The organism is Streptomyces sp. NPDC101776, assembly GCF_044766845.1.
GTDB lineage: Bacteria > Actinomycetota > Actinomycetes > Streptomycetales > Streptomycetaceae > Streptomyces.
Genome location: NZ_JBIWMV010000028.1, coordinates 58,101 through 78,467 on the forward strand (window position 1 = coordinate 58,101; position 20,367 = coordinate 78,467).

The window sequence follows — 20,367 nt, forward strand, 5'->3', positions numbered from 1 at the left end:
GGCACCCGGAGGGGGTTCGCTCGACGAGGAGGACCCCATGACGAGTGCGAGTGCGAGTGCCGGCGCGAGTCCGGGCGGGCGGGGGAGCGCCGAGACCCCGGCCGGTACCGGCCGGACGATCACCTCGTCCATCCCCGCCCGGCTGGACCGCCTCCCGTGGTCCCGCTGGCACTGGACGATCGTCATCGGCCTCGGCACCGTATGGATCCTCGACGGCCTGGAGGTCACGGTCGTCGGCAACATCGCGGGCCGTCTCTCCGAGCCCGGCAGCGGTCTGCCGATCAGCTCCGGCCAGGTCACCGGTATCGCGGCGGCGCTGTATGTGGCGGGCGCCTGCGTGGGCGCCCTCTTCTGGGGCCGCCTCACCGACCTCTACGGCCGCAAAAAGCTCTTCATGATCACGCTGGTGGTGTACCTGGCGGCGACGGCGCTCACCGCCGCCTCCTTCTCCACCTGGTGGTTCTTCACGTTCCGCTTCCTCACGGGCTTCGGCATCGGCGGCGAGTACGCGGCGATCAACTCCGCGATCGACGAGCTGATCCCGGCGTACTGCCGGGGCCGCGTGGACCTGATCATCAACGGCAGCTTCTGGGTGGGCGCGGTGGGCGGCTCGCTCCTGTCCATCGTCGCCCTGAACACGAGCGTCTTCGCGGCGGACGTCGGCTGGCGCCTGACCTTCGCGCTGGGCGCCGTACTCGCCCTGGTGATCCTTCTCGTACGACGGCACGTCCCGGAGAGCCCACGCTGGCTGCTGATCCACGGCCGGGACAAGGAGGCGGACGAGGTGGTGACCTCGATCGAGCGCCGGATCGAGGCGGAACAGGGCCACCAACTGCCGCCCGCCGAGGGCGAGATCACCATCCACCAGCGCAGGAGCGTCTCGTTCGCGGAGATCGCCCGCACGATCTTCCGGGACTACCCCAAGCGCGCGACGCTCGGCTTCTCCCTCTTCATCGGCCAGGCGTTCCTCTACAACGCGATCACCTTCGGCTTCGGCGCGATCCTGACGACCTTCTTCAACGTCCCGACGGGCAACACGGGTTACTACTTCGCGGTCATCGCGGTCGGCAACTTCATGGGCCCGCTTCTGCTCGGCAAGCTCTTCGACACGGTGGGCCGCCGGGTGATGATCTCGTCGACGTACCTGCTCTCGGGGTTGCTGCTGTTCGGCACGGCGTGGCTCTTCGACCGGGGTTCGCTGAGCGCGGCCACGATGACGGCGTGCTGGTGCGCGGTCCTCTTCTTCGCGTCGGCGGGCGCGTCCAGCGCGTATCTGACGGTCTCGGAGATCTTCCCGATGGAGACCCGGGCCATGTCGATCGCCTTCTTCTACGCCCTCGGCACGGCGGCCGGCGGCATCAGCGGCCCCCTCCTCTTCGCGGACCTCACCGCCACGGGCAAGGTCGCCGACACGGTGCTCGCGTTCCAGATCGGGGCGGGGCTGATGTGCGCGGCGGGCCTGGTGGCGGCGGTGCTGGCGGTACGGGCGGAGGGCCGGTCGCTGGAGGACGTGGCCACGCCGCTGACGGCGGTGAAGTCGCCTGCGGTGGGTACGGCGGGGTCGGCGTAAGGGGGCGGTGTCGGGCTGGTCGGTGCGGGGTGCGGGGTGCGGGGTGCGGGGTGCGGGGCGAGGGGCGAGGGGCGAGGGTGCCGGGTTCGCCGAACCTGAGTTCACTGAATCCGAGTTGGACGGATCCGAGTTCGCCGCATCCGACTTGGCCGGCCCCGAGTTCGCTGAATCCGAGTTCGCCGGCCCCGAGTTGGACAGATCCGGGTTCGCCGGATCTGAGTACGCGTACTCTGTCGCGCCCCGACGCCCCGGGGAACCCTCGTACACATGACCGAGAAGCTGCTGAGCCCCCTGCGGACGCGTCCCTGGCCGGAACGCTGGCTGACCCGCATACTCGGCGTCGCCCTCGCGTCGGCGGCGTACTTCGGTTGCGTCGTCTGGACGGGGGCGTCCGCCCCGGGCGCGCTGGTCCTCGAACTGCTCCTGCTGCTCCTGGCCGGCTATTTCGGCCACCGGGACGACCTGGCCTGGCCGTTGCTGCTGGTGGCGGTGCCCCCGGCCGCCCTGATGTACATCACGCACCCCGAGGGGTACGCCAACTGGCCCGACGAGACCGCATGGCCCCAGCAGTGGGCGTTCGCGACGCTCGTGATCGGCGCGGGGGTGCTGGTGGCGTCGGCGGTGGGCAGACGCCTCCGGCCGTGCGAGGAGGAGGAGTCGGCGGAGGGCGTGCTGTCGGCCCACGGCTGCTGAGCGGCCGTAGCGAGCGCACCTCCTGGTGACAACGCGTGGGTGCGGTGGGCGAGTTGGCCCCTCCGGTCGCCGACGGAGTCAGTCGCGTCGGTCGGCGACCGCCCAGGACGCGAGGGCCACGGCGCCGGCGACCCCGAGGACGGCGGGCCAGGCGCCGACCTTCTTGGCCAGCGGGTGGGACCCGGCGAACGCGGCGACGTAGGCGACGGTGAGCGCACCGGCCGCCTTTCCGCCGGCCCGCCGGCGCCACTGCTGCGCGGCGGCGGCCCCGGCAACGGCCAGTACGACCCCGCCCAGTTGACGCTTCTTCGTCCAGCGGGCGACGCCGTACCCGCCGACGAGCCCGCTCGCGGCGAGAACCGCGCTGGGAACGCTGGGGACCTTGGCCATGATGTGCCTCTCCGATAGCAGGAAACCCTAATTCGCGCGACAAGCATAACCTGTCAAATGCTGGGCGAATTCTTTGAATTGACGTCCCGTTGCTATGAAACCTGAAACTTATTTTATCTACGTGATGGTCCATTGAGATTTAGGTAAGAGCGTCGATATTGTTGTCAACAATCGCGCGAACCTGCTTGCACCCGCTGACGAGCGGCGATGGGTGCTGCCCGGATGGGCAGGCATCCCGTTCTGGAATTTCCGGAATTACTGGAATCGAAGGAGTCGTTCGTGAGTAAGGACAGAACCCGGCTGGTGCGCACGAGAAGGACCTGGCGTGGCATAGCCGGAGCCGTCACGGCAATGGTGCTGGTCGGCGGCGGTTTCGCCGTGGCGAATGCCTCGACGGACACCGGCACCGCCAAGTCGGCGGCGGGCGTCAAGCGCCCGGTCGACAAGAAGGCCACCGGCACCGCCGCCGTGGTCAGCGCGGCCAACGCGTTCCTGAACACGCTGGACGCCGACCAGCAGGCCTCCACCCTGCTCGACTTCTCGCAGGCGAACGCCACCGCGTGGTCGAACCTCCCGTGCGGCTCGTCCTGCCGCCCCGGCATCCAGCTCGGCTCCCTGACGGACACCCAACTGGCCGCCGCCATGAAGGTGTTGAAGCTGGCCACGGGTACCGGCAAGAACACCGGGTACGACCAGATCACCCAGATCATCAAGGCCGACGACATCCTCGACTCGGCTCAGAGCACCAGCTCCGCGGGCCCCGCGCCGTCGGACACCGCGTCGAGCACGGCCTCGGCGGACCCGTCCGCGACGGCGTCCCCCAGCACTTCCGCGACGGACGCGCCGACTGACGTCCCGACCGGCACTCCACCCTCCGGCGGCACCGGAGGCGGCGGAATGGGCGGCTACGGCAGCGGCGTCTACTTCCTCGCCTTCCTCGGCACCCCCTCGACGACCGGCACCTGGCAACTGCACTTCGGCGGCCACCACTTGGCCCTCAACCTCACCTACAAGAAGGGCAAGGCCGCAGGCTCCAGCCCGTTCTTCGTCGGGGTCGAGCCGAGCTCCTGGACGGACGACGACGGCACCACGTACGCGCCGCTCGCGACCATGCGCGACGGCCTGCTCGCCCTCACCGGCAGCCTGAACACAGACCAGTTGGCCACCGCGAAGCTCTCCGCGTCGTTCAGCGACGTACTCCTCGGCCCGGGCCAGGACGGCCAGTTCCCGGAGACGAAGGAGGGCATCAAGGTCAGCACGCTCTCGCCCAAGCAGAAGCAACTGGTCCTCAAGGCCATCCACCCCTGGATCGCCAACGTGGACGACGCCACCGCGAAGAAGCTCATGAAGACGTACGAACACGAGCTGAACCAGACCTACGTCGCCTACTCCGGCACCACCGCCCTCGACACCCAGGGCGACTACGTGCGCATCGACGGACCCGGCGTCTGGGTCGAGTTCGTCTGCCAGAACGGCGTCGTGTACCGCGACCAGATCCACTACCACACCGTGTACCGCGACCATACCCGCGACTACGGCAGCGAGTTCACCTTCTCATGACCACACCGCGAACTTGGCTGACCACAGCGCTACTTCGCCTGGTGGCCGGGATCGCGATCGCGGTACCGGCGACGCTCCTGCTCGGAGCGTCGCCGGCCGCCGCGCACCCGATGCCGCACTCGGTGGTCCAGCTCGACGTGTACAAGGACGAGGTCACCGCGCAACTGGCCCTGCCGGTGGGCGACTTCACCACGGCCAGCGGCATCGACCTCAACACCCTCGCCTCGTCGGCCCTCCCCACCAGATCGAAGGCGATCCGCAGCTACCTCGCCGCCCACATCCACCCGACCACCCTCAAGGGCGAGGCCTGGCAGGTCACCATCGGCGCGCTGACCCTCAGCCGCACCGAACAGACCTCCACCGGCCCGTACCGCGAGCTGCTGGCCAAGGCGGTGTTCACCCCGCCCGTCGGCGCCGACGTACGCCACTTCACCCTCGACTACGACGTGATAGTGCACCAAGTAGTCACCCACATAACCCTGGTGTCGGTCCGTCAGGACTGGTCGGCCGGCCGGGTCACCGGCGACGGCGCCACGCAGGTCGGCACCATCCGCCTCGACGTCCGCCACATGAAGGTCCCGCCGCTGACGGTCGACCTCGGCGAGGGCAGCGCCTGGCGAGGCTTCGTCGCCATGCTCGAACTCGGTGGCGACCACATCCTCACCGGCACCGACCACCTCCTGTTCCTGCTCATCCTGCTGCTGCCCGCACCCCTGTTGGCAACCGGCGGCCGCTGGAAGGGGGGCCTGGCAGGCCCCCGCGCGGCACTCACACGCATAGGCGGCATCACACTCGCCTTCACGGTCGGCCACTCGGTCGCCCTGGCCGCAACTGCCCTGACCCGCTTCGAGATCCCCGGCAGACCGGTGGAGGCGTTCATAGCGGCCAGCATCCTGGTGGGCGCGATCCACGCGATCCGCCCCTTGTTCCCCGGCAAGGAAGCACTGGTGGCCGGCGTCTTCGGCTTGGGCCACGGCATGGCGTTCTCCTTCGTCCTCGCCGAAATGCACCTGTCCACAGCCCAGTTGGCGACCAGCCTCCTGGCCTTCAACCTGGGCATCGAACTGGTCCAACTCCTGCTGGTCTGCCTGGCGTTGCCCTCACTGCTGGTCCTGGCCCGCCTCCGGGTACAGCCCGCGCTACGGGTGACCGGCGCGCTGATCACGGCCACGGCGGCGGTGGGTTGGCTGGCGGATCGGTTGGGCTTGCCGAATCCGGTGGCGAGAGTGGCGGACAGCGCGGGTTCGCATACGACAGGGATGCTGACAGCGCTCGCGTTGACGGCGGTCGCGGCGATCGGCTGGACGCTGATCGTCCGCCAACGTGGGCGCAGACCAACGGAGTTGGAGCAGTCGAAGGCAACGGAGCCCGCAGCTTCCGGAGCGGCACTGTCCAGGGTTCCGTAGAGGCGGGTGCGGGCTGAAGCACGTGAGGGTCGGCTCGCCCCTCCCAAAAAACTTGCCGTCCCGGCATCTTTTCCCTTCCGGCAAGTCGGAGTACCGTCCGGGGCGTGACGGCGGAGACAGGTCTGACTGGCCTACGGGAGCGCAAGAAGGCGCGGACGCGCACCGCGCTGGCGAGCGCGGCGATGCGGCTGGCGCTGGAGCGCGGGGTGGACAACGTCACCGCCGACGCGATAGCCGAGGCCGCGGACGTGTCCCCGCGCACCTTCCGCAACTACTTCTCCGGCAAGGAGGAGGCGATCGTGGCCGAGTTGGTCGACGGCATGGGCTACATCGCCGACGGACTGCGCACCCGCCCGCCCGCCGAACCACTGTGGGAGTCGCTACGGCACGCGCTGACGTTCTCGGCGTTCCTGCCGCCCGAGCAACTGGATCAACTGGCCGTCAAGGTACGGATGGTCATGGCCAGCAGGGCCCTGCTGGGTTCGCAACTGGCGATCTTCGAGCGGCTGGGCGAGCAGCTCACCGTGGTCATCGCCGAGCGCACCGGAACGGACGCGAGCAGCGACCTGTACCCGCGCCTGACCGGTGTCGTGGCGGCGAACACCCTACGGCTTGCGGTCTTCATGTGGCTGGAGAGCGAAGGCCGCCTGGACCTGGCCGAGTTGACGGCCGACGCGCTGGCGCGACTGCGGGCGGGACTTCCCGAGCCGTAGAGACATCAACCGTGAGGCGTCGACTACGAGGCCTCGACTATGAGGAGGCATCACTCATGAACACGAGACAACGGCCACCTACCCGAAGTCGCCCGCGTTCGTTGCTGGTTGTCGCGGCAAACGTCTGCCTGCTCTTAGGATTCCTGGGGATCCTGGCGCCAACTACCCAGGCTGCGACCGCAGTTGGTACGGCGACGGTCACCGGTCCGGTCACCGGCGGCAAGGGCGCAGTCGTACTGCAAGGCACGGCATTCGACCTGGCGAGCGTGGGGTACACGCAGTCGGAGTTCTTCCTCTCCGGCACCGCCACGTCCTACAGCTCGGCCGCGCCGCTGGGCTCGGACGGCCGCTGGGCCGTGACACCTGCGAGCACCGCGCCGTACACGACAAGAATTGTCATGAACAGGCCATCCAATCCATCCCGTTTCAACGGGACGGTCGTGGTGGAGTGGCTCAACGTCTCCGCAGGCCTGGACGTGGCCCCGGAGTGGATCTACACCCACAACGAACTGATCCGCGAGGGCTACGCCTGGATCGGCGTCTCCGCCCAGGCGGCCGGCGTGGCGGCCACCAAGGCCGCCGACCCAGCCCGCTACGCGACGCTCTCCCACCCGGGAGACAGCTACTCCTACGACATCTTCTCCCAGGCCGGACAGGCCGTACGGGACTCCGCGGCCACGATCCTCGACGGGCTCCGCCCGCGCGCGGTGCTGGCCGAGGGCGAGTCCCAGTCGGCGTTCCGCCTCACCACGTACATCAACGCGGTCCAGCCCCTGGCGCACACCTATGACGGATACCTCGTCCACAGCAGGGCCGGATTCGCGGCAGCCCTCTCGCAAGCGCCCCAGGCCGACGTACCGACCCCCGCGGTCGTCCAGTTCCGCACCGACACGGATGTGCCGGTGCTGACCGTGCAGACGGAGACGGACCTGATGCTCCTGGGATACCTGACGGCCCGTCAACCGAACACGGCACGCCTACGGTTCTGGGAGGTGGCCGGCACCGCGCACGCCGACGACTACGTAGCCAACGTCGGCGCCACGGACACCGGCGACGGGACCGTCACCCTGCGGGAGTTGGGGACCATGCTCGACCCACCGACCGGCACCCCCGGCTTCTCCTGCGCCGCCCCGATCAACACCGGCCCGGCGCACTACGTCATGAACGGCGCCCAACACGCCCTGCGCAGCTGGGTCTTGACCGGAATCCCACCAGCCAAGACCCCTCAGCTACAGGTGACCACAAGCAGCGACGGCACCCCGGCCTTCGTCCTGGACGCCAACGGCAACGCCACCGGCGGAATCCGCACCCCTGCGGTAGACGCACCGGTCGCCGCCCTCTCGGGCCTGGGCCAGACGGGATCGGCGCAGTTCTGCTTCTTGTTCGGCACGACAACTCCCCTCACCAGCACGAGACTTGCCGCCCTGTACCCCACCCACGCGGAGTTCGTCAGGCAGTGGGCCATCCGTACGGCGGCTGCGGTCGCCGCCGGGACGATCAGGCCGGCGGATGCGGCGAAGCTCGTCGAGGCGGCGGTGAGGTCCGACATCGGCGGCTGAGAGAGATGAGCAGGTGCGACTTCGGCGCCGGGGGGCTTTCCCGGAGCCGGAGTCGCCGACTCAGTACCGGTGTCGGCTCACGAGGAGAGCCAGGCCGTGGCGTTGAGGGCGAGGGCGGCATTGGTGGCGCCGGTGTCGTTCCAGCCGTCGTAGAGCGTGTTGCCGGACTGCCCGGTGCCGTCGTCGATCGGCGAACTGTCGCCCCAGAACGCCACCTTGCCGCTCCCGAAGGTGCTGGTCGCGAAGAAGGCGCCGGTGTTGCCGGAGTAACCGCTGCGGTACAGCAGCCCCTTGGCGGCGGAGTTGTCGGCGGGCTTGATCGTGGCGGTCGTACCGTTGGCGATCAGACTCTTGGTGACGGTACCGAAGGAGCCGTGCAGCACCGGGTTGCTGCTGTCGCTGATGGCGGCCGGGTAGCCGGAACCGATGTTGAGCGAGTCGATGGAGAACCCGAACGGGTCGGTCGAGTCCACGCTGTTGTTGGTCATCAGGTCGTTGAGGATCTGGACCGCGTCGTAGCCGTCGTTGTTGCGGTCGGACCCGGTGTGGTCGGAGATCATGAACAGCCCGCCCCCGGCCTTCACGAAGTTCATGATGGCGGTCTTCTCGGCGGTCGTGAACTTGATGTTCGGCTCGGGCAGCACGAGCGTGTCGAAGTTCGAGAGGTCGTTCGCCGACGAGCCCCCGTAAGTCAGCGCGCCGGTAGCGGTCTTGAGGCTGTAGTCACCGGTCTTCTGCAGCGCGATGCCCCACGAGGAGAGGGCTCCGGTCCAGTCCTTGTCGGAGGAGGGAGAGGAGTCCTGGGACAGCGGGTCGGGCTTGCTGGTGGAGATGATCCAGTCCGCGTTGCCCGCTTCTTCGGCGTGGCCGTCGTCGAAGAGGACGCGGTGGGTGGTGGCCGCAGCGGCGGGGGTGACGGTGGCGGCCTGAACTGCTGCTCCCGTGGCCAGCATGCCGAACACGGTGAGAGCGGTGGTGAACCTACGATGTGACGTGAACTTGCCAAGACTGGGCATCCGGTGAACCTCCGTGAAGTGGGGGGATTCCATGAGTGGGGGGTGGAGTGAACGGGGGGTGCGGGTGCTGCGGATGTCGCTGACTGTGGTGAATCTTCGCGCGTAGAACGGTAGTTGAGTGATCACCGATCGACACAAGGGAGGACGGTACACACGCGATCGGAACCGGCGGGAGGGCCTCCCGCCGGTTCACGTAGATCTCTTACTCGGCGGAACGGGCAGGAGGAATGGAGAGCCGCGACTGCCTGAACCAAACCTGAATGGAACCCGAATCCGAGCCCGAATCCGAACCGAGCCGCCTACCGGACGTCGACGAAGTCGCCGGGCGCGGTCGCCGCGGCGGTGGTGGCGGTGCCGGCGAAGACGTAGCGGTAGTAACCGTCGACTGTGGCCTTGGTGGTGGTCTTCAGAACGCCGGTGCTGTTGGTCTTGACCGTCTTGAGGGTGGTGTAAGTACTGCTGCCCTTCTTCCGGAACTGCAGCTTCACGGGCTGGGACACGTACCCCGCGAACTTGCCCGTCGACCAGTTCGCGCGGGCGAGCTTGCCCGTGACCGCGATGGTCTTCCCCTTCTTGACCGGCTCGGGAGTCGCGTCGGCGGTCAGCGTGGAGGCCTTCTTGATCGCGGCGGTGGCGACGTCGTCGTTGTAACTGGCGTTCGCGTACAGATCCCAGGCCCCCAGGAACAGCTTCCAGGTCCCGGCCACCCCGTTGTCCTTCATATCGGTGGCGGGATGGATATTGAAAACGGCCTTGCAGGTGTACGTCCCCTGGGTCGCCGTCTCCGTGCAGTCGGGGTCGTCGTCCGTCCCCAGCCCACCGGTGATGCCGTCCGTGGTCGAACTGTCGGTCCCCTGCCACAGGAAGGCCTCGGTGAGAGCGACGCCGCTCGGGTCCGTGGCGGTGAACGTGACGGTGACGGACTTCGTGCCGGTGGTACCGAGGACGATGTCCTTGCCGCCGTTGATGACGGCGTGCGAGAACTTGGTGTTGCCCAGGGAGTCTCTGGGCTGAACGGCCGCCGAGGCGAAGGAACTCAGCCCCGTCGCAGCACCTCTACGCTCCGCCGCCTGAGCGCCGACCGGAAAGCCGAGCGCGGACAGAACGACGGCACCGGAGACAACGCCGGCCGCAACGCGTATACGCATGAAACCCCCACAGGAACCTGAGAGGCCCGCCCAAGTCTCCACTTGGCCGGGCCTGTTGATCTCCGCATCATATGAACCCAGGTCGGGATCAGTGAAGATCCTCTGTGCAAATAGTGCGCAACGGGGCAGTAGGGCCGGGGAGTCGGCGTCGGCGCGGGGAGGTCTCGCCGAGTATCTCGGATCGCTACTCAGAGCCTCATCAGCGCAATCCGGCCGGTCATCAGAATGTCGTGATTGGCGAAGAGCGCGTCGAGCTCGAAGCGCCGGTTGACGTGCGCCGTCCACTTCACGCACGGCAGGTCCGTGTACGCCCTGACCGTCCGCGCGCGACTCGCCTGCGTGATGATCCATCGGGCCTGGTCCCCACCGTTCGTACGGCCGCCGAGGCCGCGCGCCAACTGCCAGAGAGCGTCTCCGTCGTCTTGATCACCTTCTCTTCCTTCTTTGCCTACGACGGTGACCAGCCCGATGTCTCCCAGTCCGCGTTCGTCGCTGGACTGCGTGGTGTAGGCGACGGTGAGGCCTTCGAGGGGAAACACAGTCACACGGCTGGTGGCGGTCAGCACGGTGAGCGGCACAGTGCGAGTCCGTTCTGGGATGAGGAGCTGGCCGGGCGGCCCGGCACGGGGGATGCTGGGCCGCCCGTGGAGTTGGGTAAGACTCAGCAGCAGGGCCCGTCGCCACAGCAGGCCGGCGGGTTGCACTCCGCTGCCGTACCCCACAGCCGCTCATCGACCTTGAAGCCGGCCGCCCGGATCTTCTTGACGACCTCGGTCATCAGGCCGCCGGTACGGGTCTTGCTGTTCGGCTGGTGATGCAGGAAGTAACCGAACTGCTCCTGACACCAGTTGGCGTACCAGTCGGTGTGCAGGATGAGCGTGTGCCAGCCGGGGTCGACCTGCTGGGACGGGGCCATGGAAGCGCCTTCGCCTGTCGAGCCCATGACGAAGACCAGGGCGAGGGCTTGGTCTACGACCCGGTCGGCGACGGCGCGTTCGAGGCCGTACTCGTCGGCGCAGAACGCCGCGAGCATGGGGAAGTCGGCGTCGGGGACGAGGGAGCGGCCGGTGCGGGGTGTGGTTGCTACAGCGGTGGTCATCGCGTGCTCTCCTTCGCGCTCGTCCCGAGGGTGGGCGGGGTCGGACCCGGTGGCCTGTCGGGTCCTGGTGGGGTTGTGTGGAGCACTGCTTCACCTCGCGGTTGAGGGATTTTCGGGTAGCCCGTTTCCGGGAACCGGGCATAGGCGTAGTGCATTTGGGAGAGGGACCTCGGAGCCCACCGTGCGACATGGCGAAGGCGTATCGACGGCGGGAGCAGCGGGGGTGTTATCAAGCTCGGGGTGTCCCAGAGGGCGTCTGCCGGCTTCGTAGGCTCACATTCGTGTGCCGATTGCGATCTGGTTGTTGTCAGCCAGCCGAAGCATTGCCTGGAGCACGATTCTCAGGCGGCGCTCATCGAGGTATTCCACCGAGGCGAGATAGCTTTGCTGCACGCCCACGATCGACAACACCAACCCGAGGAATGCTCGCTCGCCTTCGTCGAGTCCCAGCGTGTAAAGATGCCCGGCCATGCTCTCCCACCTGCACGCCGTGACGCCATCTTGCTGAGTCACGAGGGCTCTACGCACGCGGTCCCGAGCGAGAAGCAACTCCTCCTCGACGAGGGCCTGCACTGCGGTGCGGTCGCGCAGCCCGACAGCAGACCGTACGAGAAGCCGACCGAGCAGTGGTGAATCCGACTCGTCATCCGTTCCGTGTGAGGAGGGTGCGCTGGTCGCCATCCAAGGTCCGTCGCACAAGGCGGGCTTTGTGGTCATGACTAGGACGTTAGGCGGCGCAATTGCGCACGGATACGGTGATTGCGCGTGATTGCGTATGAAGTGGCGGGGCTTGCAGCGGATTGCCTATGAGGGATTCAAAGATGCCCTTGCCCGCCCAATCAAGCGGCGCGCTGACGGCCCGTACTCGGCGGACTCGGCGAGCCATTCCCAAGCTCGCTCGTACAACTGGATGTCTTCTTCGCCGGTGAGCCACAGCTCTTCGCTGATCGTCTCGACGATGACCAACCGTCGGTCGTAGATCCAGAAGGCGTGTGGGGCCGTACGCCGCAACTGCGCGCCGAAGGGCAGGATGCCGAGCTCGATCCGGCGCTGGCCCACCAAGTTGTACAGCCGGTCCAACTGCTCGGCCATTACGTCCGCGGGGCACGAGCGGTGGTAGAGCGCGGCCTCGCAGACGAGAAACCTGAAGGTCTTTGCTGGGTCGTACAGCGACTCCTGGCGGCGCATGCGGGCTTCGACGGCGGCCTCGGTGGTCGGTGGGATACCCCGAAACTCCGCGTTGGAGTCGAAGATGACGCGGGCGTACTCCGGAGTCTGGAACAGCCCTGGTACGCGCGACACTTCAAGCCCATGGATCGCCGTCGTGGCCTCTGTCTGGCGGACAGCGATCTCTTGACGGCCGCGGTGTCCGCCGGCCAACTGGCGTCGCCAAGAGCGGTGCCGCTGCTTCATTTCCAGCCCGGCTCGCAGACCCTGGAGCTCGGCTTCGGCCTCCGGTCGGTCGCACGCCTGCGCCCACTCGGTCAGATCGGCGGCGGTCGGAGTCTGCTTGCCGTTCTGCAGCCGAGAGACCTTCGAAGGCTGGCAACCGAGCTTGGCAGCAAGGTCCTTGCCCTCCAGACCAGCCTCGGTGCGCAGCTCGCGCAACCGCGCGCCGAGGGCCTCTCTGGCGGTCTGATAGTCCGTGCTCACACGGTGGAACGTACCCGCCTGGCGAACTCTTCGGTACGGACGGCATGGTGCCAGGCGGCGTCCCGGGCCTGGCAGGCGACGAGGACTTCGGCCGGGTCCTCGGTGATGTACACGCCCAGCGTGGTGTCCTCGGTGTCGAACGCGAAGCGGGCGAGGATCTTGGAGTCGAAGAGCCAGAAGTCGTAGTCCGGCAGCCGCAGTTGCTGTGCTTGGGCGCGAGTCAGGTGGCGAATGTCCTCCCCTGCGGCGACATTGCTGGGCGCGCTCGCGAGGAGAAAGTCCTGTCCCTGGGTGAGCGGTTGGTCGACCACCCGGACCCGCTCGAACCGCTTGCCCAGTGCGGTCTGCACGCGCACGTTCTCACGCCAGGAGTTGTCCGGTTCACCGGTGATGTCGTCACCCGCGACGAACCGAGCCCACTTGGGGCTGTTGCGGTCGGAGGCGTAACCACGGCGGGTTTCCAAGCGCCAAGCGGTGTGCTTGAAGTCGCGAAAGAGGCCGGAGATCGAGGCGAACGGCTGGAGTTCAGGCACGTCACTCTTCGGTGCATAGCGACTGAGCAGGCCGCGAGGCACACGGACGAAGGTCTCGGACTCCTTGACGTCGCGCAGTTGGGTGAGGTGCGCGGGATCGGTTTCCCGCTCACCCTGTATAAGGATCTCGTCCGTGCCCTCGATCTCGTACAGGGTGGGGCAGTCCCCGTCGTCACTGGTCGTACCGAGGAACCTGAGCGTCATATCACCCTCCGGATGCGGTTGTTGGAGATCCAGGATGCGTGAGCGGGAGTCGGGCGTATCTCGGGATTGCAGCAGATTGCGCATCGAGCGCGGTGTGCTGGGATTGCGCGCAAGGGGTATCGGGCAGTACCGATGCGGAGGCGCCGTATCAGGGTGCAGGTGAGTGGTTCGTTCGAGTGCGCAGCTCGTTGGGGTGCCAGATCACTTCTTGGCTGACCCGCCTTCTCTGGCTTGAAGGTCACTCGATCTCTTTCACGTACTGGGAGAACGGTACCGAGTGGGCCAGTGAAATCCGCCTCCACTCCAGGTATGGGGAAGCGTCTCCCGTGAACGTCTCTCGGCTGATCTGTGTCCCGTCCGGCCGGTAGTTGAGACGCACTACTTGCTCGTCGTCGAACATCCACCAGTCGGTTCCCGACAGGGGGAGCCCGTAGTCTTCCTGCGTGACGTCCAGGACACGGATGTCTTCGCCAGCGACTATGTTCCCCGGAATTCCCCACGCGAGCTGGTATCGCTGATAGTCGGTCAAGGGTCGCCGGACGACCCGAACTCGCCCAATACGGCGCCCCGATGCCACATATCCGCGCACTCGTTCATGCCAGCGCGCATTGTGGTCGGCGGGCTTCGGCTCACGGCGAAGGAAGCGGGCGACGTTCTCGGCTTCCCTGGGCATGGTGTAGGTGGGCTGAGCTTCGAACCGCCACACGTCACGTTCGTACGCGTCAAACATCCGACGCCACTCGTCATCGTCCAAGAGCACGTACAGCCTCCTTGAGCACCGACTCAGGGATCTCCACTCGTCCTCACCCTACGGCGACTGGAACGTCTCCGGAACATTCTCTTGGCCGACGGGTTAGCCGCTTCTGCCCTTCGCGCGCGACGGCTGATTAACACCTCAACAGCGCCCGGTGGTCGGTGAGTTCGTGGCGGGACCTCCCGGAATGGAATTCTCCGAAGTGGTCCGCCGACTACGCATGATCCGTCACTACTCCGGTAAGCCCTGCCCCCCCGGAGGCGACCGAACGCATCCCCGCCTCCGCGCTACGAGCTCCTCGGCCAGCTTCTCCCATGGTTGGGCGTTCCTCGCCCTGATCGACCCGGCCGACCGCGCCCGCTTCTGGCCGTTCGTGCCCATCGGGTCGAGAACATACCCCGACCGTGCAGGACGCCCCGCTGTTCGTCGTACTCCTGGCGCACAAAGCCGCCTACCTGGAGCGCTACGCCGAACCCGACAAGGGCTGGGAGGACCGCGCCGAGGCTCGTTGGTCCGCGCCGTACTGGTACATCGACACGGGCAGGCCTCCCTGCTGATGCTCCTGACCGCAGTCGATGAAGGCCTCGGCGCCTGCTTCTTCGGCATCATGCCGGAGCATCTCCAGCCGTTCCGGGCGGAGTTCGGGGTACCGGAGTAATACGGCCCCATGGGGGATCACCGTCGGGTACCGGGCCGAGGATGTTCCCAAGCAGAGCGGGCGTGTCGCGGAGCGGCGGCGAGGTGTGGAGGATGTCGTTCACTGGAGAGAGTGGGGCGGCATGCCTGATGCCGTATCCCCTAGAGCTGCAACATCTTGCCGTCTCGCAAGGCCAGATTAAATGCGAGCCAAGCCTCTCTGCGGACGACGAGTGAGGGACCACTTTGGTCCTTCGAGTCGCGTATCAAGGCTCCGTCCCTCGTGCAGGCGCACTCGACGCACTCTGTCCCGCTGCCCCCGCTGTACGAGGACTTGAACCACTGGTGCGTCGAGGGCGCCGCCATTAAAACTCCCTGCTTATGCGGTGGATGATGTCCGTAGAGGACTCAAAATCGAGTGCCTGTGCGCTGAGGTACTCGAACGCCAACCTATAACGCCTCAGTTCCTGTGGCTTCTCCATGAACAGGCCGCCGCTGAGTAGATCCACGTACACCACGTCCAGATCTGGAGCTGGACCGCGTAGGACGGCGAAGCTACCAACTGCCGCTGCGTGCGCGCCCGTTGAGAAGGCAAGTACCTGGATGGTGATGTGGGGACGTTCGGACAGAGTGAGTAGGTGGCCGAGTTGTTCTTGCATGACCTCACGACCGCCAACCTGGCGACGGAGCGCTGCCTCATCGATCACGCACCAGATGTGCGGTGGTTCCTTTCGGTTGAGGAGTTCTTGGCGCTTCATGCGGATGTCGACCATGTGCTGCACTTCGCGCTCCGGACACTCCACCTCCGATGCCCGATGAACTGCCTGTGCGTAGGCGCGAGTTTGGAGCAACCCGGGGATGTACATGCACGCGTAGTGGTCTTCGCGTACGACTTCGTCCTCAAGCGTGAGCATGAGGTTCATGGACTCGGGGATGGGGTCGGCGAGCGATCGCCACCAGCCTTGGATCCTGGCGCCCTTGGCTAGCTCGACGAGGGCGAGGCGCTCTGTATCGGATGCTTCGTATTCGCGGCAAAGGGCATCAACGGCCGGCCACTTGACTGTGCCCTCCTTCGTCTCGTAGCGACTCAGCGTCGCCTTTGAGATGCCGACGCGAGCGCCTGCCTCCTCCAGGGTCAAGCCCTTGGATTCGCGGAGTCGGCGCAGGTCTGCGCCCAGTTGGCGCCTGCGCGTGGTGGGTCCAACTGGCATAGTTTCAGCCTTTCATGTTGATCTGTCAGATCGTGCGGCTTGTGCGAATCGAACAGCAAGGCTGCGCACGCCGGGGGCGCACGATGCTGACGCGCGCTCCTTCGCGTTCAAAATGAGAGTTCCATTTTGGGAGTTCCAATGCAACTCTAGGTGTGAAGATAGTTACGCATCGCAACCTGCTGTGCAGGTGGAGGGGTTGGGGCATGGACTGCACAACGTGCACACCGAGGCGGGCGTGGGAACTCCCGTTTCTGGCGGAGCCCGAGGAAGTGGCAGTGCTGCGGCAGGTGTTGGGGATTCACTTGAGAATTTGGGGCCTGCGGGAACTGGCCGACGCGGTCCAGCTTTGCGTGAGCGAGCTTGTTGCCAACGTGATCACTCACGTTGGTGTAGGTACGCCGACCACCCTCGCGGTCTCCATGAACGGCACCCACCTGCGCGTCGAGGTCCACGACCCCGACCCCCGCTCTCTACCGACGCTCGTCGACGCAACCGACGATGCCGAAACGGGGCGGGGTATGGCTCTCGTAACGGCCATCACTGATCGTTGGGGTGTTCAACTCCATGACGATCGGAAGGTGACGTGGTGCGAGTTCGACGCTGGACTGAACGTGTCTGGTGGGTACTGCGGTGGACATCAGCCCAGTCGATTGCGGGCGGTGGCGACGGAGGCGGCGGCGATCGATGCCATCTCCGACCTTCTGCACTGGCTTCGAGCGCATGGTTGCGACCCTGAGGAAGTTATCGATCGGGCGCAGCGGCACTTTGAAGCCCAGCTGGAGCAAGCGGCTCGGTAGGCAAACAAAGTGCGACTGGCGCCTGCGTCTTCTTCACTTGGCCCTGAGCGTCATAGCCCACTGAAAGCCTGGACGCGACTCCTCTTCAGGCGGGCAGAGGACACTCCAGGCAGCGCGAGGTCCGAGGGGCGTTGGGGAAGACGGAGGTGCCTCCCTCGTACTCCGAGAAGCCACCGCTTTCGTTGCGGTACACGAGGCCGATCCCGTTCTCGGAGAGTAGGCCGCGGAGGTCCTGCCGGGGGAGTGCTGGTGCGAGCACCATGAGATGGAAGGGTTGAGCGTGGCTGAGCTGACCCAAGTAGTGCCGGGCAAGCAGGAGTTGGGAGATGGCCTGAGCGATCGACTCGCCTGCTGTGCTGCCCGCTGGTTCGTACACGGTGTTGTTCGTCTGGTTGAAGAGCTCGAAGATGAGATGCGATGTTGAGTCACGCATCGACAACTCCATCTGGCCGATGCTTTGACCGGCCGCAGACTCGGATTCCTCGAAAGTGTCTGCCAGATCGTCTCGGGCCTCTGCTACCCGAGTGACATCGGTTTGCGGTAGTTTCTGTCGTCTCTGGCGTCTAATCCTCCGTGTGAGGCGACCGGCTTTCCGGTTGAACCGAGATTGAGGCGCGGGCGCCGGTTGAAGTGTGTCGGATGCCAGTCGGATATGGGGGCCGATGGGTCGCAGTCGGAAGACGATGACGTTACGAGCGTGACCTGATTCGTCCCTTGCTTCACGTATCTCGAACGGATGCCATTCGTCAATCTTGAACTTCCCGATGTACCTGTGGGTCCGGGTATCGGTTCCTGGAACCTTTCCTACCGCGATGAATAAGTGCAAAGTGCGCCCTTTTTCTGTATGCTCCAGGATTGACGCATTCCCGCCTTTAAAGACCTGATCACCCCGTTTCCCGACTCCGGTGTAGGTGAACACGGGCCCCAGATCGTCATCCTCGGCGAGCCAGCCATCGTGATATCCGAAACGTTCGCCAATCTTCGTATCCGAGAAGATAAGGACGTTTTGTTTCTCTCTGGACGGACAAATCCCAGAAAATCCGCTACCGCCGAGTACGGGATGGATCTCAGTGCGTGTAAGGATTTCGCCGGGTTGGAACCCGGACATGCTCGTCGTCATGGAGTGAGGTTAATCGGTTCTGCCTTTATGAAGGACGCCAGCTGACGTAGGCCTACTCGTGTTGCGTTGTAGTCGCTCCTGGCTGCGGCGAGGATGGTGCGATGAGTGAGACGACGGGGACGATCATCGCAAGCGTCATCGCTTTCATATCCGCAGTCATGGGTGCCGTGATCGCCGGGATTTACGCCAAGCGCGGAGCGGAGGTTGGCGGTCGCAAGGCGGTTGAGGCAGCGCTAGCGCAGGTGCATGGCCAGGCGGCGGTGGAGCATTGGCAATGGGTGCGCAGTCAGCGGCATCAGTCCTTTGCCGGTCTCCTTGCGGCTTATGCGGCACTTGATGAGATATTGGCGCGTATTGCACCTGAAGTGCAAAATGGGACAAGGCTTGGCGAGGTGACAGGTAGCGAGTTACGCGCGAGCGCACTCGCGCTCCAAGACAAAACAAGTCAGTTGGCGCTGTGGGGGCCGCAGGAGGCGAGCGAATTGGCCTACGCGTTGATGAGGAAGGCGACGGGTGCTGTAGGTGCTTTGCTTCGGGTTGCAGCTGAGGGTTCCGCGGATCGGAACGCAGACTGGGCCAGTTCTGAGCGGGCTAGAAATGAGATGGTGGCGGCTTATGCTGGATTTCTCCAGAGGGCTGGGGAGATAATTCGCGACCCGTTGCAGCCAGTCAGCTAGTGCAAGGCTCGGCCTTAGCCTCGATCTTTCTTGACGGTCTGCCGACGGAGTCGGCAGACCGTTTCGCGTTCCGTGGCTGCTGGTGGGCAGGAGGGTAGCCCGACTGTCGTGTCGGGTGGGCGCCGGATTCCACTGCTCCGAGACGGTGGTTCTGCTCGCAGGGACGGGGAAGCTGCTGGTCAGTCTGGGGTGGGTAGTTGGCTGAGCCGTTCGAGGGCACTGGTGACGACATGGGTCCAGGGCCAGTGGCGGGCGAGGCGGAGAATCCGGCGGCGGCCGGTGGTGACGAGCTGGCCGGCCAGGCTGAACAGGCGAAGTCGCAGGCGCCGGGGTTCCCAGAGCCGGGCCTTGCCGTTCAGTGCGAGCATCGGCATCCAGGCCAGCAGGTCGAGTGCGATCTGGACGATCTCCAGCCAGACCCGGTTCTGCGCGGTGTCGTGCAGGGGCAGATTGCGCAGGCCGGTCGCGCGGGCGGCCCGGATGCGGTCCTCGGCCCGTGCCCGCAGGCGGTGGCGGAGTTCGAGTTCGGCGATGGGTTGGCCGGTGGTGTTGGTGGCGAAGCACGTGATCCGCATGCCGTCGGCGTCCGTGATCCTCAACTGGGCGCCGGGGTGCGGCCGTTCCTTGCGGACGATCAGCCGCATGCCGCCTGGCCAGCCGTCGAGCATGGCGCCGGTGAGTTCGGCGACCCAGGCCCCGTCGCGGACTGCTCCGTCGTGCTCGACGGCCGGCGTCCATGCCGCGGGCGGCACTTTGAGTACGGCCTGGTGGATGGCGTCGGTGATGGTCATGCCGACCGAGTACGACAGCCACCGCCCGCGTTTGGTCAGCCAGGCCACGAACTCGTGGGTGCCGCCCGCGGAGTCGGTGCGGACCAGTGTTCGGCGCCCGCGCCGGTAGGACTTGGGCAGCTGGGCCAGGGCCAGTTGGGTGGTGGTGATGTGATCGGCGGCGGTGTTGCTGCCCGCATTCCCGGGCCTGAGCAGAGCGGCCACCGGCTCGCCGGACCCGCCTGTCCCGTGGTCGACGAAGGCCGTCAGCGGGTGGTGGCCGAAGGTCTTCTTCCAGGTTGCAGCCGTGTCTTCCTTGTCGGAGTGCGCGATCACCAGGACACCGTCCAGGTCCACGGTCACCGAGCCGGTCGCATCCGGCGCCGACGTGCCGGCCAGCTTCCATACACGTTGGCGTACTTCGGCTCGCGCCGTGCGGATCGCGGTGAGGGCCTTCGGGCCGGCTGCGGCGAGGACGTCGATGAGCCGGGAGACCGTGGGATCCGAGGCCACCGGCCCGAACACGGCCGGCTCGGCCCGCAGCATGCCGACGTCGGCCAGGCAGTCACCGCCAAGGGCGACCGCGAGCGCCACATCCAGCAGTATCTTGCCGGGATCGTGCACCGCCCGCGGCTTGCGCCAGGGTGTCAGAGCCGCCGATATCGCGGTATCCAGACCCGACTTGCGGACCGTCTCCACCAGCAGCACGGCCCCCGCCTGCGAGACCACTCCACGACCACTGCCCTCGACGCGGACACGCGGGTACGACCCGATACGCTTCTTCACCTGAGAAGTGCTTCTTTCCACGACACGATCTGGACCCTCGACAAGTCCTATCGTTCCAGGTCAGGAGCACTT

22 protein-coding genes and 1 pseudogene are annotated in these 20,367 nt (G+C 66.2%); 10 read left to right on the forward strand and 13 right to left on the reverse strand.

Features of this window, described 5'->3' with window-relative positions:
* The first annotated feature begins 37 nt into the window (after positions 1-37).
* Both ACIRRY_RS46685 and ACIRRY_RS46690 read left to right on the forward strand, forming a co-directional pair.
* On the forward strand, positions 38-1,570 hold the full coding sequence (locus ACIRRY_RS46685) for an MFS transporter (RefSeq protein ID WP_403985614.1): 1,533 nt from the start codon (positions 38-40) through the stop codon (positions 1,568-1,570).
* Positions 1,571-1,837: 267 nt separating this feature from the next.
* Positions 1,838-2,263 carry a hypothetical protein gene (locus ACIRRY_RS46690; protein ID WP_403985616.1) on the forward strand — a complete coding sequence of 142 codons (426 nt, stop codon included), beginning with the start codon at positions 1,838-1,840 and terminating at the stop codon, positions 2,261-2,263.
* A gap of 78 nt (positions 2,264-2,341) precedes the next feature.
* On the opposite strand, the gene ACIRRY_RS46695 is transcribed toward ACIRRY_RS46690, so the two are convergent.
* Entirely contained in the window at positions 2,342-2,653 is a 312-nt protein-coding gene (locus tag ACIRRY_RS46695; RefSeq protein WP_403985618.1) for a hypothetical protein, read from the reverse strand.
* Positions 2,654-2,932: 279 nt separating this feature from the next.
* On the opposite strand from ACIRRY_RS46695, the gene ACIRRY_RS46700 reads away from it, so the two are divergent.
* The 4 genes from ACIRRY_RS46700 to ACIRRY_RS46715 all read left to right on the forward strand — a co-directional run bounded on the left by ACIRRY_RS46700 (position 2,933) and on the right by ACIRRY_RS46715 (position 7,891).
* A complete protein-coding gene (locus tag ACIRRY_RS46700) occupies positions 2,933-4,213 on the forward strand; it encodes a DUF3500 domain-containing protein (RefSeq protein WP_403985620.1) in 1,281 nt (426 codons plus the stop codon).
* Positions 4,210-5,619 carry a HupE/UreJ family protein gene (locus ACIRRY_RS46705; RefSeq protein ID WP_403985622.1) on the forward strand — a complete coding sequence of 470 codons (1,410 nt, stop codon included), beginning with the start codon at positions 4,210-4,212 and terminating at the stop codon, positions 5,617-5,619. The genes ACIRRY_RS46700 and ACIRRY_RS46705 overlap by 4 nt, the downstream gene beginning before the upstream one ends.
* A 104-nt stretch (positions 5,620-5,723) precedes the next feature.
* Positions 5,724-6,332: a TetR/AcrR family transcriptional regulator gene (locus tag ACIRRY_RS46710; RefSeq protein ID WP_403985624.1), complete on the forward strand. Its 609-nt coding sequence runs from the start codon at positions 5,724-5,726 to the stop codon at positions 6,330-6,332.
* Between the two features lie 56 nt (positions 6,333-6,388).
* The gene (locus tag ACIRRY_RS46715; RefSeq protein WP_403985626.1) at positions 6,389-7,891 is read left to right on the forward strand and encodes an alpha/beta hydrolase domain-containing protein; all 1,503 of its coding nucleotides are present in this window, start codon (positions 6,389-6,391) and stop codon (positions 7,889-7,891) included.
* Between the two features lie 83 nt (positions 7,892-7,974).
* Here ACIRRY_RS46715 and ACIRRY_RS46720 read toward each other — a convergent pair.
* The 5 genes and pseudogenes from ACIRRY_RS46720 to ACIRRY_RS46740 form a co-directional block, all read right to left on the reverse strand.
* A pseudogene (locus ACIRRY_RS46720) lies at positions 7,975-8,907 on the reverse strand (hydrolase); the annotation flags it as partial.
* Between the two features lie 299 nt (positions 8,908-9,206).
* The gene (locus ACIRRY_RS46725) at positions 9,207-10,055 is read right to left on the reverse strand and encodes a hypothetical protein (protein ID WP_403985628.1); all 849 of its coding nucleotides are present in this window, start codon (positions 10,053-10,055) and stop codon (positions 9,207-9,209) included.
* A 188-nt stretch (positions 10,056-10,243) separates the two neighbouring features.
* Positions 10,244-10,633 carry a hypothetical protein gene (locus ACIRRY_RS46730; RefSeq protein WP_403985630.1) on the reverse strand — a complete coding sequence of 130 codons (390 nt, stop codon included), beginning with the start codon at positions 10,631-10,633 and terminating at the stop codon, positions 10,244-10,246.
* 83 nt (positions 10,634-10,716) lie between these two features.
* On the reverse strand, positions 10,717-11,154 hold the full coding sequence (locus tag ACIRRY_RS46735) for a hypothetical protein (RefSeq protein WP_403985632.1): 438 nt from the start codon (positions 11,152-11,154) through the stop codon (positions 10,717-10,719).
* A 273-nt stretch (positions 11,155-11,427) separates the two neighbouring features.
* A complete protein-coding gene (locus tag ACIRRY_RS46740) occupies positions 11,428-11,625 on the reverse strand; it encodes a hypothetical protein (RefSeq protein ID WP_403985634.1) in 198 nt (65 codons plus the stop codon).
* 30 nt (positions 11,626-11,655) lie between these two features.
* Here ACIRRY_RS46740 and ACIRRY_RS46745 point away from each other — a divergent pair, with 30 nt between their 5' ends.
* Positions 11,656-11,787 carry a hypothetical protein gene (locus tag ACIRRY_RS46745; protein ID WP_403985636.1) on the forward strand — a complete coding sequence of 44 codons (132 nt, stop codon included), beginning with the start codon at positions 11,656-11,658 and terminating at the stop codon, positions 11,785-11,787.
* A 171-nt stretch (positions 11,788-11,958) separates the two neighbouring features.
* On the opposite strand, the gene ACIRRY_RS46750 is transcribed toward ACIRRY_RS46745, so the two are convergent.
* The 3 genes from ACIRRY_RS46750 to ACIRRY_RS46760 all read right to left on the reverse strand — a co-directional run bounded on the left by ACIRRY_RS46750 (position 11,959) and on the right by ACIRRY_RS46760 (position 14,304).
* Entirely contained in the window at positions 11,959-12,807 is an 849-nt protein-coding gene (locus tag ACIRRY_RS46750; protein ID WP_403985638.1) for a helix-turn-helix domain-containing protein, read from the reverse strand.
* Entirely contained in the window at positions 12,804-13,544 is a 741-nt protein-coding gene (locus ACIRRY_RS46755) for a DUF6879 family protein (RefSeq protein WP_403985640.1), read from the reverse strand. Before ACIRRY_RS46755 ends, ACIRRY_RS46750 begins: the two co-directional genes overlap by 4 nt.
* Positions 13,545-13,782: 238 nt before the next feature.
* The gene (locus tag ACIRRY_RS46760; RefSeq protein ID WP_403985642.1) at positions 13,783-14,304 is read right to left on the reverse strand and encodes a DUF6879 family protein; all 522 of its coding nucleotides are present in this window, start codon (positions 14,302-14,304) and stop codon (positions 13,783-13,785) included.
* A 398-nt stretch (positions 14,305-14,702) separates the two neighbouring features.
* Here ACIRRY_RS46760 and ACIRRY_RS46765 point away from each other — a divergent pair, with 398 nt between their 5' ends.
* Complete coding sequence (locus ACIRRY_RS46765) at positions 14,703-14,855, forward strand: hypothetical protein (protein ID WP_403985644.1); 153 nt, start codon at positions 14,703-14,705, stop codon at positions 14,853-14,855.
* A 241-nt stretch (positions 14,856-15,096) separates the two neighbouring features.
* Here ACIRRY_RS46765 and ACIRRY_RS46770 read toward each other — a convergent pair whose 3' ends face one another.
* Both ACIRRY_RS46770 and ACIRRY_RS46775 read right to left on the reverse strand, forming a co-directional pair.
* Positions 15,097-15,300, reverse strand: coding sequence for a DUF397 domain-containing protein (locus tag ACIRRY_RS46770; protein WP_403985646.1), 204 nt, complete (start codon positions 15,298-15,300; stop codon positions 15,097-15,099).
* Positions 15,300-16,145, reverse strand: coding sequence for a helix-turn-helix domain-containing protein (locus ACIRRY_RS46775; RefSeq protein ID WP_403985647.1), 846 nt, complete (start codon positions 16,143-16,145; stop codon positions 15,300-15,302). The genes ACIRRY_RS46770 and ACIRRY_RS46775 overlap by 1 nt, the downstream gene beginning before the upstream one ends.
* 203 nt (positions 16,146-16,348) lie before the next feature.
* Here ACIRRY_RS46775 and ACIRRY_RS46780 point away from each other — a divergent pair, with 203 nt between their 5' ends.
* Positions 16,349-16,942 (forward strand): ATP-binding protein, encoded by a 594-nt coding sequence (locus ACIRRY_RS46780; RefSeq protein ID WP_403985648.1) that lies wholly within the window; start codon positions 16,349-16,351, stop codon positions 16,940-16,942.
* A gap of 85 nt (positions 16,943-17,027) precedes the next feature.
* Here ACIRRY_RS46780 and ACIRRY_RS46785 read toward each other — a convergent pair whose 3' ends face one another.
* Complete coding sequence (locus ACIRRY_RS46785) at positions 17,028-18,062, reverse strand: hypothetical protein (protein WP_403985649.1); 1,035 nt, start codon at positions 18,060-18,062, stop codon at positions 17,028-17,030.
* 101 nt (positions 18,063-18,163) lie between these two features.
* Here ACIRRY_RS46785 and ACIRRY_RS46790 point away from each other — a divergent pair, with 101 nt between their 5' ends.
* The gene (locus ACIRRY_RS46790; RefSeq protein ID WP_403985650.1) at positions 18,164-18,739 is read left to right on the forward strand and encodes a hypothetical protein; all 576 of its coding nucleotides are present in this window, start codon (positions 18,164-18,166) and stop codon (positions 18,737-18,739) included.
* A gap of 179 nt (positions 18,740-18,918) precedes the next feature.
* Here ACIRRY_RS46790 and ACIRRY_RS46795 read toward each other — a convergent pair whose 3' ends face one another.
* Positions 18,919-20,295 carry an IS1380 family transposase gene (locus ACIRRY_RS46795; protein ID WP_403985651.1) on the reverse strand — a complete coding sequence of 459 codons (1,377 nt, stop codon included), beginning with the start codon at positions 20,293-20,295 and terminating at the stop codon, positions 18,919-18,921.
* Between the last annotated feature and the right edge of the window lie 72 nt (positions 20,296-20,367).

Coding starts and splice junctions, on each gene's coding strand:
- ACIRRY_RS46685 (WP_403985614.1), top strand. CDS start 38: ATGACGAGTGCGAGTGCGAGTGCCGGCGCGAGTCCGGGCGGGCGGGGG.
- ACIRRY_RS46695 (WP_403985618.1), bottom strand. CDS start 2,653: ATGGCCAAGGTCCCCAGCGTTCCCAGCGCGGTTCTCGCCGCGAGCGGG.
- ACIRRY_RS46770 (WP_403985646.1), bottom strand. CDS start 15,300: ATGGCGGCGCCCTCGACGCACCAGTGGTTCAAGTCCTCGTACAGCGGG.
- ACIRRY_RS46790 (WP_403985650.1), top strand. CDS start 18,164: ATGAGTGAGACGACGGGGACGATCATCGCAAGCGTCATCGCTTTCATA.
- ACIRRY_RS46690 (WP_403985616.1), top strand. CDS start 1,838: ATGACCGAGAAGCTGCTGAGCCCCCTGCGGACGCGTCCCTGGCCGGAA.
- ACIRRY_RS46780 (WP_403985648.1), top strand. CDS start 16,349: ATGGACTGCACAACGTGCACACCGAGGCGGGCGTGGGAACTCCCGTTT.
- ACIRRY_RS46715 (WP_403985626.1), top strand. CDS start 6,389: ATGAACACGAGACAACGGCCACCTACCCGAAGTCGCCCGCGTTCGTTG.
- ACIRRY_RS46785 (WP_403985649.1), bottom strand. CDS start 18,062: ATGACGACGAGCATGTCCGGGTTCCAACCCGGCGAAATCCTTACACGC.
- ACIRRY_RS46735 (WP_403985632.1), bottom strand. CDS start 11,154: ATGACCACCGCTGTAGCAACCACACCCCGCACCGGCCGCTCCCTCGTC.
- ACIRRY_RS46705 (WP_403985622.1), top strand. CDS start 4,210: ATGACCACACCGCGAACTTGGCTGACCACAGCGCTACTTCGCCTGGTG.
- ACIRRY_RS46725 (WP_403985628.1), bottom strand. CDS start 10,055: ATGCGTATACGCGTTGCGGCCGGCGTTGTCTCCGGTGCCGTCGTTCTG.
- ACIRRY_RS46775 (WP_403985647.1), bottom strand. CDS start 16,145: ATGCCAGTTGGACCCACCACGCGCAGGCGCCAACTGGGCGCAGACCTG.
- ACIRRY_RS46755 (WP_403985640.1), bottom strand. CDS start 13,544: ATGACGCTCAGGTTCCTCGGTACGACCAGTGACGACGGGGACTGCCCC.
- ACIRRY_RS46740 (WP_403985634.1), bottom strand. CDS start 11,625: ATGGCCGGGCATCTTTACACGCTGGGACTCGACGAAGGCGAGCGAGCA.